This window comes from Planococcus sp. SE5232, assembly GCF_050686535.1.
Lineage (GTDB): Bacteria > Bacillota > Bacilli > Bacillales_A > Planococcaceae > Planococcus.
On the sequence record NZ_JBOGCP010000001.1, the window covers coordinates 855820 to 870795 of the forward strand.

A 14976-nucleotide genomic window follows, 5' to 3' on the forward strand; every position below is an offset into this window, starting at 1 on the left:
CAACTTGAGCCAATGATTTTCTGTTATACTATTTAAGATAATGTGTGAAAAGGAGAGATAGGCCGTGGGAAAAGTATACGTTTTTGATCATCCGCTGATTCAGCATAAACTGACGTACATCCGTGATAAATCGACAGGTACGAAAGAGTTCCGTGAATTGGTCGACGAAATCGCTACATTGATGGCGTTCGAAATTACACGCGACTTGCCGTTGGAGGAAATCGAAGTGGAGACGCCGGTCCAGCTAGCAAAATCAAAAGTCCTTGCAGGAAAGAAATTAGGCGTCGTGCCGATTTTACGTGCAGGCATCGGCATGGTGGATGGAATTCTAAAATTGATTCCAGCTGCTAAAGTCGGACACATCGGTTTATATCGTGACCCGGTCACATTGCAGCCGGTTGAATACTATTTGAAATTGCCTTCCGATGTTCAGGAGCGGGATTTCATCGTTGTGGATCCAATGCTGGCGACAGGCGGATCAGCGATCGAAGCAGTCAACTCCATGAAGAAACGTGGGGCTACGAAAATTCGTTTCATGTGCATCATTGCAGCTCCTGAAGGTGTAGAAGCTCTTCAAGAAGCGCATCCTGATGTGGATATCTACATTGCGGCACTCGATGAAAAATTAAATGAAAAAGGATACATCGTCCCAGGTCTTGGAGATGCTGGTGACCGGTTATTCGGAACAAAATAAGAGAGCGGGGTATATCAGCTTGACGAAAAAATGGAAAGTAATGACGATATTTGGTACGCGGCCAGAAGCCATCAAAATGGCGCCGCTTGTTCTGGAACTTCAAAAACATCCTGACACCATCGAACCATTGGTGACAGTGACAGCGCAGCACAGAGAAATGCTGGACCAGGTGCTGGAGACATTCCAAATCACGCCTGACTTCGATTTGAACATCATGAAGGAACGCCAGACATTGACCGATGTAACGATGCGCGCCATGCAGGGTCTTGATGCAGTCATGAAAGAAGCGAAACCGGATATTGTCCTGGTACATGGCGATACGACGACAACTTTCGCTGCCAGCCTTGCTGCCTTCTATAATCAGGTTGCCGTTGGCCATGTTGAGGCGGGCTTGCGTACGCACAATAAATATTCGCCGTATCCGGAAGAAATGAACCGTCAGCTGACGGGTGTCATGGCCGATATTCATTTTTCACCAACTGAAAAATCAGCTCAGAACCTTCTCGATGAAAACAAAAAGGAAGAAACGATCTACATCACCGGCAATACAGCCATCGACGCACTTCAAACAACAGTGCGCGAAACCTATACGCACCCAATCCTTGAGAAGATCGGCACGGACCGCATGATTCTTTTGACTGCACACCGCCGTGAAAATCTTGGACAGCCGATGCGCAATATGTTCCGTGCCATCAAACGCCTGATTGAAGAACACGATGATATTCAAGTGGTCTATCCGGTACATATGAATCCAGCTGTGCGTGAAGTGGCGGATGAAGTATTGGGCCGTGATCCGCGCATCCATTTGATTGAGCCGCTGGAAGTTCTGGACTTCCATAACTTTGCAGCCCGCTCATTCTTTATCCTGACCGATTCGGGCGGGATTCAAGAAGAAGCGCCTTCACTTGGCAAGCCGGTACTGGTTTTGCGAGATACCACTGAACGCCCTGAAGGAATCAGCGCAGGAACCTTGAAGCTGGCTGGAACAGACGAAGAGACGATTTATGGAATGGCTAAAGAATTGCTGACGGATGAAGACGCTTATAAAGCGATGTCCCAAGCATCCAATCCATACGGAGACGGCAAAGCTTCGGCGCGGATCGTCGAAGCACTGCATGTGTATTTTTCGAAACTGTGATTGGCTGAACGGCCGATTCCGCTTTTCTGGTGTCCAGTTGCAAGCGCCTAGCTCTTCGGGATGTAAGCCACTCTGGCTGTGCGGCTGAAAACATACCGCTTCGCCAGAGCGTCTTACCCCTGTCAGAGCTGAACAGGCACTTTCACTTTTCTTTTGTCCAGCTTCATCGGCCAACTCCTCGGGTCGTAAGCCGGTCTTCCTGTGTGGCAAAAAGCGCCACTTCGGAATTCCGTCTTACGCCTGTCGGAGCTGAACGGCCGATTCCGCTTTTCTGGTGTCCAGTTGCAAGCGCCTAGCTCTTCGGGTCATAAGTCAATCCGGCTGTGTGGCAAAGAGCGCCACTTCGCCGAATTGCCTTATGCCTGTCAGAGCTGAACAGGCACTTTCACTTTTCTGTACAAAGTTTGTCGACAATATGTCAGAGGAAAATCGCTTGTGAAGTTTTTCACTTCTACTAATTGACATGATTTTACCCCTATTGTATGCTTACAAAGGGTATGCATGAGAAGGTTTTCTTACATATATTATGTGGTTTTGGAAGCCTGATGCGACGGTCCTTTTTAAGGGTTTAATGTCAAATCAACGAGGTTCGAGGGGGTTATCATGCGCCCAACAAAAAGTCCCTTACAAGCGATGGCGCTTTACAGTGCCATCCTCTCACAACTTGTCGGGTCCGCGCTTTTCGGTGTGTTCACAGGTATGTGGCTCGATGAAAAGCTCGGAACCGCCCCGTTTTTCATGATCATCTGCCTAGTCATAGGCATCACTGCCGGTGTTTGGGCAATGCTTCAGACCGTCCGCAAATTCGAATCAGGAGACAAGTAAAAATGGATGGACTTAGGGAGATATATACAAGACTGAAAAAGATGATTTTTTTCATCTTGGCGTTCTACGTTATTGGTTGGGGGTTTACCCCTTATCAAGAAGTGTTCGCCGGTCTCATCATCGGAACTTTGTTCGGCATTTACAACATGTGGATTCTGGTTCGGCGGATGGAGAAATTCGACCGCGCGGTGGCTGAAGGCTCGAAAGTTCGTTCGCTTGGAACGGCATTACGGTTTGCATCAGGTGTTGCAGCTGTGGCGATCGCCATTTTATTCGCAGAGCACATTCACTTGGTCAGTACGGTAATTGGGTTGATGGTCCCTTATGCTCTGTTGTTAACAGAGCGGATTGTTTATCACGTGAAACACCATTAAGAATGTGGAAAGAGAGGTGAAACTATCGTGGAACATGGCGCTCCTATGCTCGAGGTGTTCGGGATCTGGTTCAACCTATCGAACGTTATGATGCTGCTTATAGCCGCTCTTATCGTCTTCCTTATTGCTTTTATCTCCACACGGAACCTGCAGCTTAAACCGACGGGCATGCAGAACTTCATGGAATGGATCATGGATTTCGTAAAAGGGATAATCAAAAGCAATATGGATTGGAAAGATGGTGGCCGATTCCATGTTCTTGGAATCACCCTGATTATGTTCATTTTTGTTTCGAACATGTTAGGCCTTCCATTTGCAATAGTTGTCAACGGAGATCTTTGGTGGAAATCACCAACAGCTGATCCGACGGTAACGATGACATTGGCCGCAATGGTGCTAATCTTGAGCCATTATTATGGTATCAAGCTGAAAGGGCTTAAAGGATATGCCGGAGGCTACATCAAGCCGATGAAATTCTTGTTCCCATTGAACATCATTGAGGAATTCGCAAATACGCTGACACTCGGTCTGCGTCTTTACGGTAACATCTATGCGGGGGAAATCCTGTTGACTTTGTTGGCAGGCCTCGCATCAGCAGGTGCATTTGGATTTGCATCAGCCATCGTACCAATGATGGCATGGCAAGGCTTCTCGATCTTTATCGGGGCAATCCAAGCGTTTATTTTCGTTATGTTGACGATGGTCTACATGTCGCATAAAGTTGCCGACGATCATTGAGTATAAACTGCTCGTAGAGCAAAAAAAACAACTATCCTGAGGAGGACACATTAAATGACAGGTTCATTAGGTTTATTAGCAGCAGCAATCGCAGTAGGTTTAGCAGCACTAGGTGCAGGTATCGGTAACGGTCTTATCGTTTCAAAAACAGTTGAAGGTATCGCTCGCCAGCCAGAAGCACGCGGCGTCCTACAAACAACAATGTTCATCGGTGTTGCATTGGTAGAGGCATTGCCAATCATCGCTGTAGTTATCGCGTTCATCGTTATGAACCAATAGTATTTCTATACAAAAAGTTAAATGGTGGGGATGCTTCGATATGGTTTTCGCCATTTAAACTTGTATGAAGCAATTTGCTTTTGAAAATCCATCTTACGACAGATAAAGATCTTACTATAGAAGAAATTGTATTTTAGGCTCTTGAAGGGAGTGAAACAATCGTGTTTTTTGATCACCTCGTACTCGGTGCAACCGGGGAGTTTTTGAATATTGGAGACATCCTTGCTACACTTGTTATCTTCATTTTGCTAATGTTGCTTTTGAAGAAATTCGCATGGGGTCCTTTGATGGGCGTAATGCAGCAGCGTGAAGATTTGATCAAGAGTGAAATCGAAACTGCTGAAAACAGCCGTCTGGAATCTCAGAAATTGCTTGAAGAGCAGCGCAGCCTTCTTAAAGATGCGCGTACGCAAGCACAGGAAATCGTTGAAAACGCTAAAAAGCAAGGCGACGTTTCGCGTGAGGAAATCATTACGACAGCGCGTGCTGAGTCTGGCCGTATGAAAGAAGCTGCGGTTCAAGAAATTGCCAACGAAAGAGATAAAGCTATTTCAGCTGTTCGTGAAGAAGTTGTGGCATTGTCATTGCTTGCTGCTACGAAAGTGCTTGAAAAAGAAATCTCTGAGGAAGACAACCGTCAGTTGATTAACGAAACGATTGCGAAGGCAGGCGAAGTTCAGTGAGTCAAGTTGCAGAACGCTACGCTCTAGCATTGTTCGAAGTTGCTCAAAAGCATGAATCGTCATTGGATGTAGAGCAGGATTTGCGTGAAGTGAAAAAGGTCTTCGAAATGACCCCGGAACTTTACAATTTGATCGTTTCTCCAAAACTTTCTGCTGATAAAAGAACAAACCTAATCAATGAGGTATTCAGAGAAGCGAATCCGCTTGTTGTAAATACACTTCAATTGATGGCAGAACGCAAACGTCTGGACGAAGTCGGCTCTATGGCTGACGCGTTCGTCGCTTTATCCAACAATGCACAGGGAATCGAAGATGCGAAAGTTTATTCTACACGTCCTTTGACTGAAGAAGAACGCGCATCCATCTCTTCCGTTTTCGCTAAAAAAATCGGCAAACAATCTTTACGAATTGAAAACATCATCGATCCATCGTTGATCGGCGGATTGCGTCTTCAAATCGGAAACCGCATTTACGACAGCAGTGTGAGCACGAAATTGTCACGTCTGCAGCGTCAATTGAACGGTTAATTATGAAATTATGAGAGGGTGACATACATGAGCATCAAAGCTGAAGAAATCAGCGGTCTGATCAAACAACAGATTGAAAATTATCAATCAGAGATGAAAGTTGACGACGTTGGTACAGTAATCACCATTGGTGATGGTATCGCGCGCGCTCATGGCCTCGACAACATCATGGCTGGAGAACTTGTAGAATTCTCAACTGGTGTCCTTGGTATGGCGCAAAACTTGGAAGCCAACAATGTTGGTATTATTATCCTTGGCCCTTACACAGACATTAAAGAAGGCGATGAAGTACGTCGGACTGGCCGCATCATGGAAGTACCGGTAGGACCTGAACTTATCGGACGCGTAGTAAATCCACTTGGACAGCCTGTTGACGGTCTTGGACCGATCAACACGACTAAAACCCGTCCAATTGAAAGCCCTGCACAAGGGGTTATGGCCCGTAAATCGGTTCATGAACCACTTCAAACAGGCATCAAAGCGATCGACGCACTTGTGCCGATCGGCCGTGGACAGCGTGAATTGATCATCGGTGACCGCCAGACAGGTAAAACTTCTGTAGCGATCGATACGATCTTAAACCAATCTGACCAAGACATGATCTGTATCTATGTTGCAATCGGACAAAAAGAATCTACTGTACGTAACGTAGTAGAAACTTTCCGTAAAAACGGAGCTCTTGATTACACGATCGTTGTAACAGCTTCTGCTTCACAGCCAGCTCCATTATTGTTCCTTGCTCCTTATGCAGGTATCACAATGGCTGAGGAATTCATGTTTGAAGGCAAGCACGTGTTGATCGTCTATGATGATTTAACAAAACAAGCATCTGCTTACCGCGAACTTTCACTATTGCTTCGTCGTCCACCAGGCCGTGAAGCTTATCCAGGTGATGTCTTCTACTTGCACTCACGTTTACTTGAGCGTGCAGCGAAGTTGAACGAAACTCTTGGAGCAGGATCAATCACAGCATTGCCGTTCGTTGAAACGCAGGCTGGCGATATCTCTGCATATATTCCAACAAACGTTATCTCGATTACGGATGGCCAGATCTTCCTTCAATCGGATCTATTCTTCTCAGGTGTACGCCCAGCGATCAACGCGGGTCTGTCTGTATCACGTGTTGGTGGTTCAGCTCAGATCAAAGCAATGAAAAAAGTTGCGGGTACATTGCGTCTTGACTTGGCTTCTTTCCGTGAACTTGAATCATTCTCTCAGTTCGGTTCAGATCTTGATGCTGCAACTGCTGCGAAAATCGAGCGCGGGAAACGTACTGTTGAAGTCTTGAAGCAAGATTTGAACAACCCGATCAAAGTTGAAAAACAAGTTGTTATCTTCTATGCGTTGACTCGTGGATTCCTTGACGACATCGCTCTCAACGACATTTCTCGCTTTGAAGCTGAATTGACAAGCTGGTTGGATACAAACCACACAGAAATTTTGGATACTATTCGTACAACTCAAGGTTTACCTGCTGATGACGCATTTGGTGCAGCGATCAACGAATTCAAACGCACATTCGCAAAATCAGAGTAAAGAGAAACTGTATTCAGTAGAGGCTTTTGCCTCACTGAATGCTGGTTGATCCAATCGGACTTTTGCGGTCAGTCCATTTCCTGCGTGTCAATGCGGGAGACATGCTGCCCGTTAGAGCGGAGGGCTACTCGAGTCGAATATGAAGAAAAAATAATAGGGTGGTGAAATACCAGTGGCATCTTTACGCGATATAAAAACACGCATTACGTCAACCAAGAAAACGAGTCAGATCACAAGAGCCATGCAAATGGTTTCTGCATCTAAACTAAGCCGTGCGGAAGTGAACGCGAAAGCATTCGTTCCCTACATGGACAAAATCCAGGACGTAGTGGCATCCATCGCAGCCGGGTCTACGGACACCAGCAATGCAATGATGATCGCCCGTCCTGTAAAGAAAACTGCTTATTTAGTGATCACATCGGATCGTGGCCTTGTAGGTGGATATAACAGTAATATTCTTCGTGTTGTTATGAACAAAATCCGTGAACGGCATACATCCAATGACGAGTTTGTGATCCTGAGCGTCGGCCGGAAAGGGAAAGAATTCTTTGCGAAGCAAGGAATGACCATTCTTGAAAGTGCAATTGCGCTTCCGGACCATCCGACGTTTGCGGATATTAAAGAAATAACGCGCAAAGCTGTTGGTATGTTCTCAGATGGTACATATGACGAAGTTTATATGTATTACAATCACTTTGTTTCAGCAATTCAACAAGAAGTCACAGAGAAAAAAGTCTTGCCGCTGACGGATATTCAACCGACAGGATCAACTGCCTCTTACGAGTTCGATCCTTCAGCAGAAGCGATTTTGGAAGTTCTTCTTCCGCAATACGCGGAAAGCTTGATCTTTGGGGCCCTTCTTGACGGCAAAGCGAGTGAACATGCTGCATCTATGACAGCAATGAAGAGCGCAACCGACAATGCGTCTGATTTAATCGGCGGATTGACACTTCAATACAACCGTGCCCGCCAGGCGGCAATCACTCAGGAAATCTCTGAAATCGTCGGCGGAGCAGCTGCGTTAGAATAATAACGAAAAGCGACAGCGCCCGTTAAGCTCTGAAAGGCATAAGGTGGACCAGCAGGTGGCGTTCTTTGCCGCACAGCTGGGTCGACTTATGACCCGAGGAGCTGGGCTGCTGGAGTCTGGACAATAACGAAAAGCGACAGCGCCCGTTAAGCTCTGAAAGGGATAAGGTGGACCAGCAGGGTGGCGTTCTTTGCCGCACAGCTGGGTCGACTTATGACCCGAGGAGCTGGGCTGCTGGAGTCTGGACAATAACGAAAAGCGACAGTGCCCGTTAAGCTCTGAAAGGCATAAGGTGGACCAGCAGGGTGGCGTTCTTTGCCGCACAGCTGGGTCGACTTATGACCCGAAGAGCTGGGCTGCTGGAGTCTGGACAATAACGAAAAAACATTGAAGCGAAGACGGCCGATAAGGCCGTTGAGACTTGCAATAAAGTTTTAATAAAAGTAAGACAGGAGGGAACAGCATGAACACAGGACACGTTCTTCAAGTTATGGGACCGGTTGTAGATGTCAAGTTCGCTAACGGCCAACTTCCAGCTATCTACAATGCCCTAACTGTAAATATTGATCGTCCCGGACAAGCTCAAGTCGTTTTGACGCTTGAAGTGGCTCTTCACCTTGGTGACGATTCAGTCCGTACAATTGCGATGGAATCCACTGATGGATTGCAACGCGGATCGGTTGTAACCGATTTGGGCAGCGCTATTACTGTTCCAGTTGGAGAAGCAACATTGGGCCGCGTATTCAACGTACTTGGTGAAATTATCGATTTAGGGGAAGAGATTCCTGCTACAGAGCGCCGTGATCCGATTCACCGCTTAGCGCCTACATTCGAACACCTTTCCACAGAAGTAGAAATTCTTGAAACAGGTATCAAAGTTGTCGACTTGCTTGCCCCTTACATCAAAGGTGGTAAAATCGGTCTCTTCGGTGGTGCCGGTGTAGGTAAAACAGTTCTTATCCAGGAATTGATCAACAACATCGCTCAAGAGCACGGCGGTCTTTCTGTATTCGCCGGTGTTGGTGAGCGTACACGTGAAGGAAACGACTTATTCCACGAAATGAGCGATTCTGGCGTAATCAAGAAAACGGCAATGGTCTTCGGCCAAATGAACGAGCCGCCGGGCGCACGTATGCGTGTTGCTTTGTCTGCTTTGACAATGGCTGAATATTTCCGTGACGAACAAGGCGCGGATGTACTCCTATTCATCGATAATATCTATCGTTATACGCAAGCAGGTTCTGAGGTATCAGCGCTTCTTGGCCGCATGCCATCTGCCGTTGGTTACCAGCCGACACTTGCGACTGAAATGGGTCAATTACAGGAACGGATCACGACAACAAGCACAGGTTCAGTAACGTCTATTCAAGCGATCTACGTACCAGCCGATGACTATACGGATCCGGCTCCGGCTACAACTTTCGCTCACTTGGATGCGACAACAAACCTTGAGCGTAAACTTTCTGAGATGGGTATCTACCCAGCAGTAGATCCTTTGGCTTCAACTTCACGTGCATTGTCACCTGAAATCGTTGGCGCCGAACATTACAACATCTCACGTGAAGTTCAAGAAACGCTTCAACGCTACAAAGAATTACAAGATATCATTGCAATCCTTGGTATGGATGAGTTAAGCGACGAAGACAAGCTGACGGTTAACCGTGCACGCCGTGTCCAAAACTTCCTTTCTCAGAACTTCCACGTGGCTGAACAGTTCACTGGCCAAAAAGGCTCTTATGTTCCTGTTCAAGAAACGATCAAAGGATTTAGAGAAATTCTTGATGGAAAATATGACCACTTGCCAGAAGATGCTTTCCGTTTGGTCGGACGCATTGAAGATGTTATTGCAAAAGCAAAAGGCATGGGCGTAGAAGTCTAAAACCAGGGACCAGGAGGGAAAAAAATGAAGACCATTACAGTCAATATTGTCACTCCCGACGGCCCGGTATACGATTCAGAAGTATCTATGGTTATTGCAGTTACAGCAACAGGCGAAATGGGCGTCCTGCCCGGCCACATTCCGACAGTCGCTCCTCTTGGAATCGGTGCAGTCCGATTGAAGAAAGAGAACTCGACAGAATTGGTAGCTGTAAACGGCGGATTTCTTGAAATCCGCCCTGAAAAAGTGACAATTCTTGCACAATCGGCTGAACTCGCTACAGAAATTGATTTGGCGCGTGCTCAGGAATCCGCTAAACGTGCAGAAGCACTTTTACAGGCAAATAAAGATGAAATCGACTTTAAACGTGCAGAATTGGCGTTAAAGCGTGCGATGAATCGTATCAACGTTTATGAGGGTAACATTTAAAGAAAAGCGTAAGCGCCCGTGTAGATTCGACGGGCATAAGAAAAACCAGCAGTGTGGCGTACTTTGCCACGCAGCTGGGTTGGCTTATGACCCAAGAATCTGGGCGCTGAAGCTGGACAATAAGAAAAGCGTAAACGGCCGTTCAGCTCCGACGGGCTTAAGGCAGACTGGCGAAGCGGCATCTTTTCAGCCGCACAGCCAGGCTGCCTTAAGACCCGAGGAGTTGGCCGTTGAAGCTGGATAGTAACAAAAGAAAAAGCGGGCAGAAGGGCAAGTGACTTTTGCCCGCTTTTACTATTCTGGAAAGGATGGATAAGATGGAAACCATGATTGGCCAAACCGCTTTAATTTCAATCTTCAGCCATATTTTCTTTTCGGGCGTTGCTTTTTACGCAATGCGCGCCGTAATGTTTGAAAAGTGGATCCATAAGCATCATGTGCTCCAAGCGCAAATTCTCTATATTTTTATCAGTATAGCACTCGGGACCATGGTATCTACTTTTTTCCTAAATATTTCATCTTGGTCAAGGCAATTGCCTTATCTGTTTTAAAATTGCCGTTTTGCCATGGCTCTGAAACTCATGGCTATGGCAAAACGGCAAAAGTTTTATTACCCGGGAAATAATCTTGCGTATAAGGTTTAAGCACAAGACAGAGGGGAAAAGGTCTATTAAGACTGGTAATAAAACGTGACTTTTCTCCCTAACGGACATAAAATGGAAGTATCTTTCGAATAACTTAACGTAATGAATAATTTTGATTAAAATAACTGCGCAAAATGAGAGTAAAGTTGCTTGTTTTTTACTAAAGAAGCAGGTAATATGAGTAAGGTTTTGTTTCTAAATAATGACATTGGACTTTAAACGTATATGGGATACATATAGATGACTATTAAACACATGGAGGGCATATTAGTGGATCAAATTATTGTAAAAGGCGGCCAAAAATTAAAAGGGAAAGTACGTGTGGAGGGTGCTAAAAATGCAGTTCTTCCGGTATTAGCCGGAGCGTTATTGGCTTCAAAAGGCAAGAGCATCATCAAAGAAGTGCCAAATTTGGCGGATGTCTACACCATTCAGGAAGTTTTGAAAAGCTTGAATGTTTCTGTTGAATACTTCCCGGAAAAAAATGAAATGCTGATCGATTCTTCAGCAACATTATCAAGCGAAGCGCAGTTTGAATATGTGCGTAAAATGCGCGCCTCGATTCTGGTAATGGGACCAGTTCTTGCACGTAATGGATTTGCTCGTGTAGCTTTGCCGGGTGGATGCGCTATAGGCTCACGTCCAATCGATCAACACCTTAAAGGGTTTGAAGCGATGGGTGCGAAAATCACTTTTGGCAACGGTTTTGTTGAAGCAAAAACAACAGGACGTTTACGCGGGGCTAAAATCTATTTGGATTTCCCAAGTGTCGGCGCAACTGAAAACATTATGATGGCTGCCGCTTTGGCAGAAGGTACAACATTGATCGAAAACGCTGCAAAAGAGCCTGAAATCGTCGATGTTGCAAATTACATCAATGAAATGGGTGGCCGCGTAATCGGAGCCGGTACAGATACTATGCGTATCGAAGGTGTGGAAGAACTGCATGGTGCTGAGCATTACATCATTCCGGATCGTGTTGAAGCTGGAACGTTCATGGTCGCTGCTGCAATCACTGAAGGCGACGTCATCATCGAGAACGCTGTTCCTGAACATATGGCAGCTTTGATCTCGAAGATGGGTGAAATGGGTGTTGATATTCAGGAAACGCAAGAAGGGCTGCGCATCCGTGCAAGCCGACCACTTCGTTCAATCGATATCAAAACCATGCCTCATCCGGGATTCCCGACGGACATGCAATCTCAGATGATGTCCTTGATGCTGACTGCTACGGGCAACGGCATTTTAACGGAAACTGTCTTTGAAAATCGCTTCATGCATGTGGAAGAGTTCCGCCGTATGAATGCTTCGGTCAAAATCGAAGGCCGCTCTGTAATCATGGAAGGTCCTTCAGCTCTACAAGGAGCGGAAGTGGCAGCTACAGATTTAAGAGCTGCGGCTGCATTGATTCTGGCTGGACTCGCTGCAGACGGAATCACACGTGTTAACGAACTTTATCATTTAGATCGCGGATATGTAGATTTTCATTTGAAACTGGCAGCTCTAGGCGCTGATATTGAGCGTGTAAGTGTTGAACAGGCTGAAACGAAAGTTGAGCAATTGGTCTAATTCTTTCATAAGGGGCTTGCAGCGCTAAATCTTAGCGTTGCAGGCTCTTTTTATGAATTCAGGTGGATCAACGAATTTTTGTCATTGCGTTCCTCACTATGATAAAATATTCAATTAAGAGAGTCTTTTTTTTAGCGATATGTAGGAATGGTGAACAACTTCAATCAGGAGGGCTACTTTTCCTTCGGTTGCAGAAATGGGATAAATGGGTTAGAAGGAGTGCGGGCTTGATGTTTTCAAAGGATATCGGAATCGATCTTGGAACAGCGAATGTATTGATCTACGTTAAAGGCAAAGGAATCATCCTGAACGAGCCTTCCGTAGTGGCCATGGACCAAAAAACCAATGAAGTGCTGGCTGTCGGAAAAGACGCGCACAAAATGATGGGCAGAACGCCGAAGCATATTGTGGCGGTCCGTCCGTTGAAAGACGGCGTAATCCACGATTTTGATGTTACGGAAGCCATGCTCAAGCATTTCATTCACATCCTGAAATTGAAAGGTTTCATGACCAAGCCGCGCATCCTGATTTGCTGTCCCACGAATGTCACGAGCATTGAACAGAATGCAATCCGTGAAGTGGCGGAAAAAGCAGGCGGCAAGAAAGTTTATGTGGAAGTGGAACCGAAAGTTGCGGCAATCGGTGCCGGCCTGGATATCTATCAACCGAATGCCAGTATGGTTATCGATATCGGAGGCGGAACAACAGATGTCGCGGTTTTGTCTATGGGTGATATCGTTACAAGTGAAACAATTAAAATAGCGGGAGATCGATTTGACCAGCAGATAATGAAGTATGTCAAACAACACCACAAGCTGCTGATCGGTGAAAAAACTGCTGAAAAAATCAAGCAGGAGATCGGTACGGCAGTGAAGCACGCTGAAGAGAAAGTAATGGAAATCAGGGGCCGTGATATTTTGACCGGCTACCCGAAAACATTGATCATCACTTCAAAAGAGGTTGAGTCTGCGCTTAAGGAATCGGTGGAATCCATTGTTGAGGCTACCCGTCTGGTGCTGGAGAAAACACCGCCGGAACTGGCTTCGGATATCATTGAAAGCGGAGCAATCCTGACAGGCGGAGGCGCCTTGCTGGAAGGCCTCGATCAGCTGTTGGCAGAGAAATTGGGAATTCCGGTCTCCATCGCAGAAAATCCAATGGAATGCGTAGCGCTGGGCACAGGATTGATGCTAGAAGCAAAAGAAAATATCTTCCGCCAGAGTAAACAGAGCCAAATAGCAGGTGGCAAAAACAGAGTATTCTAGTATAATGACTAGAGTTTAGACAAAAGGGAAACTTCCCTCGGCAGAAGAGCGTCTTCACTGAGGGAAAGCAGGACGAATGGATTTGCCCGAAATTCGGGAATTCAGTAGATGGAAAGGTTGACGGAGTGAATGGCTGAGCTGAAAAAAAACTTTTCTCTTCGGAAAAAAGCTGAAAAAGATGAGGTAAAAACTGAAGAGCCGAAAAAGACATGGTGGGTCCAAATCCGCCTGTTTCCCATTTGGCTCCGCATCATCATTGTAATTGCCTTGGTTGCTCTGGCTGCTGTTCTAGGCGCAATGGTGGGCTTTGGCGTTGTCGGAGACGGCGAACCGGCCGATGCGTTGAAATGGGAAACTTGGCAGCACATATTTGATATTATGAGTGGAAAATAGGCTTTAGCGATTGCTGAAGAAAAATAGAAGGAGTTGAATCGATTGTTGACAACTGAACAAATTCAAGCGATTTTACCGCATCGATATCCATTTTTGATGGTGGATCGGATAGTAGAAATTGAAGCCGGAAAGAAAGCGGTCGGCTTAAAGAATGTATCTGCGAATGAAGAATTTTTTAACGGACATTTTCCAGGATACCCGGTGATGCCAGGTGTCTTGATTGTTGAAGCGCTGGCACAGGTTGGCGCGGCAGCTGTCCTGCAATTGGATGCCAATAAAGGCCGTCTGGCGTTCTTCACAGGCATTGATAACTGCCGCTTTAAACGGCAGGTTATACCAGGTGATCAATTGCGACTGGAAGTTGAGTTGACGAAACTGCGCGGTTCTATGGGCAAAGGCCATGCAATTGCCACCGTGGACGGAGAAATAGCATGCGAATGCGATATTCTCTTTGCGTTGGGACCTGTTTCTGAAGCTAAGTGAATAAGCTTTCTTGAGACAGCAAACCTTACCAGCAAAGGCTTCTCGTTTTAGAAATGGAGGTTACTTAGATGTATAAATCATTATCACCGAGTGTGAAAAGCAGTATAACAAAATCAATCTCAAAGAATTTCGAAAAATACATGGCGCAGATCGAGTGGAAAGAGGAGCGTTTTCAGTTAACGGATTTTATGGATACATGGAAAGCCTATATTGAAAATGAAGCAAAGTGGTACAAGCAAGTACCTGAAGAGGTAAAGGCTGCCCCTGAGTTCCATGAAAGCATTGCTGAAAAGATCAACCAGACAATCGATCGCATTTTAAAGGAACCTCCTTCAGAAGAGCAGGTAGCCCGTATAGAAATCACACAAGAAACTTTACATACCTCCTACGATTACGCTTGCAGAGCAGAAGCGGACTTTGTAGAACGCAAACTCAATTCGACAAAATCAAACTACTAAGCTGTCACTAAACCATCGCTGCATGCCGGTGG

Annotated in this window: 18 protein-coding genes; all 18 read left to right on the forward strand. The window is 45.9% G+C overall.

Annotation, left to right across the window (positions count from 1 at the left end):
* The first annotated feature begins 64 nt into the window (after window positions 1–64).
* On the forward strand, window positions 65–694 hold the full coding sequence (upp, locus tag ACRC6Q_RS04105; RefSeq protein WP_223640321.1) for a uracil phosphoribosyltransferase: 630 nt from the start codon (window positions 65–67) through the stop codon (window positions 692–694).
* A gap of 19 nt (window positions 695–713) precedes the next feature.
* The gene (gene wecB, locus ACRC6Q_RS04110; protein ID WP_298824424.1) at window positions 714–1832 is read left to right on the forward strand and encodes a non-hydrolyzing UDP-N-acetylglucosamine 2-epimerase; all 1119 of its coding nucleotides are present in this window, start codon (window positions 714–716) and stop codon (window positions 1830–1832) included.
* A gap of 603 nt (window positions 1833–2435) precedes the next feature.
* Window positions 2436–2657, forward strand: coding sequence for an AtpZ/AtpI family protein (locus tag ACRC6Q_RS04115; protein WP_223640325.1), 222 nt, complete (start codon window positions 2436–2438; stop codon window positions 2655–2657).
* 2 nt (window positions 2658–2659) lie between these two features.
* Complete coding sequence (locus ACRC6Q_RS04120) at window positions 2660–3031, forward strand: ATP synthase subunit I (RefSeq protein ID WP_223640328.1); 372 nt, start codon at window positions 2660–2662, stop codon at window positions 3029–3031.
* Between the two features lie 27 nt (window positions 3032–3058).
* Entirely contained in the window at window positions 3059–3769 is a 711-nt protein-coding gene (gene atpB / locus ACRC6Q_RS04125; protein ID WP_223640330.1) for a F0F1 ATP synthase subunit A, read from the forward strand.
* A 54-nt stretch (window positions 3770–3823) separates the two neighbouring features.
* Window positions 3824–4048 carry a F0F1 ATP synthase subunit C gene (gene atpE / locus ACRC6Q_RS04130; RefSeq protein ID WP_006829234.1) on the forward strand — a complete coding sequence of 75 codons (225 nt, stop codon included), beginning with the start codon at window positions 3824–3826 and terminating at the stop codon, window positions 4046–4048.
* Between the two features lie 161 nt (window positions 4049–4209).
* Window positions 4210–4731: a F0F1 ATP synthase subunit B gene (atpF, locus tag ACRC6Q_RS04135; protein ID WP_223640333.1), complete on the forward strand. Its 522-nt coding sequence runs from the start codon at window positions 4210–4212 to the stop codon at window positions 4729–4731.
* Complete coding sequence (locus tag ACRC6Q_RS04140; RefSeq protein ID WP_431465862.1) at window positions 4728–5258, forward strand: F0F1 ATP synthase subunit delta; 531 nt, start codon at window positions 4728–4730, stop codon at window positions 5256–5258. Before atpF ends, ACRC6Q_RS04140 begins: the two co-directional genes overlap by 4 nt.
* Window positions 5259–5285: 27 nt before the next feature.
* Entirely contained in the window at window positions 5286–6794 is a 1509-nt protein-coding gene (gene atpA / locus ACRC6Q_RS04145; protein ID WP_223640339.1) for a F0F1 ATP synthase subunit alpha, read from the forward strand.
* 172 nt (window positions 6795–6966) lie between these two features.
* Window positions 6967–7824 carry an ATP synthase F1 subunit gamma gene (gene atpG / locus ACRC6Q_RS04150; protein ID WP_223640342.1) on the forward strand — a complete coding sequence of 286 codons (858 nt, stop codon included), beginning with the start codon at window positions 6967–6969 and terminating at the stop codon, window positions 7822–7824.
* A gap of 463 nt (window positions 7825–8287) precedes the next feature.
* Window positions 8288–9703, forward strand: a complete 1416-nt coding sequence (gene atpD / locus ACRC6Q_RS04155; protein WP_223634832.1) for a F0F1 ATP synthase subunit beta — start codon at window positions 8288–8290, stop codon at window positions 9701–9703.
* A gap of 24 nt (window positions 9704–9727) precedes the next feature.
* Complete coding sequence (locus ACRC6Q_RS04160; RefSeq protein ID WP_223634829.1) at window positions 9728–10132, forward strand: F0F1 ATP synthase subunit epsilon; 405 nt, start codon at window positions 9728–9730, stop codon at window positions 10130–10132.
* 317 nt (window positions 10133–10449) lie between these two features.
* Window positions 10450–10683: a DUF1146 family protein gene (locus tag ACRC6Q_RS04165; RefSeq protein ID WP_223634826.1), complete on the forward strand. Its 234-nt coding sequence runs from the start codon at window positions 10450–10452 to the stop codon at window positions 10681–10683.
* 363 nt (window positions 10684–11046) lie between these two features.
* On the forward strand, window positions 11047–12345 hold the full coding sequence (gene murA / locus ACRC6Q_RS04170; protein WP_223634899.1) for a UDP-N-acetylglucosamine 1-carboxyvinyltransferase: 1299 nt from the start codon (window positions 11047–11049) through the stop codon (window positions 12343–12345).
* Window positions 12346–12575: 230 nt separating this feature from the next.
* Window positions 12576–13610, forward strand: coding sequence for a rod shape-determining protein (locus tag ACRC6Q_RS04175; RefSeq protein WP_223634823.1), 1035 nt, complete (start codon window positions 12576–12578; stop codon window positions 13608–13610).
* A 129-nt stretch (window positions 13611–13739) separates the two neighbouring features.
* Window positions 13740–14003 carry a DNA-directed RNA polymerase subunit beta gene (locus ACRC6Q_RS04180; RefSeq protein WP_223634820.1) on the forward strand — a complete coding sequence of 88 codons (264 nt, stop codon included), beginning with the start codon at window positions 13740–13742 and terminating at the stop codon, window positions 14001–14003.
* Window positions 14004–14045: 42 nt separating this feature from the next.
* Window positions 14046–14486 carry a 3-hydroxyacyl-ACP dehydratase FabZ gene (gene fabZ / locus ACRC6Q_RS04185; RefSeq protein ID WP_223634818.1) on the forward strand — a complete coding sequence of 147 codons (441 nt, stop codon included), beginning with the start codon at window positions 14046–14048 and terminating at the stop codon, window positions 14484–14486.
* A 68-nt stretch (window positions 14487–14554) separates the two neighbouring features.
* Window positions 14555–14944, forward strand: a complete 390-nt coding sequence (locus tag ACRC6Q_RS04190) for a hypothetical protein (protein ID WP_223634816.1) — start codon at window positions 14555–14557, stop codon at window positions 14942–14944.
* Window positions 14945–14976: the final 32 nt, after the last annotated feature.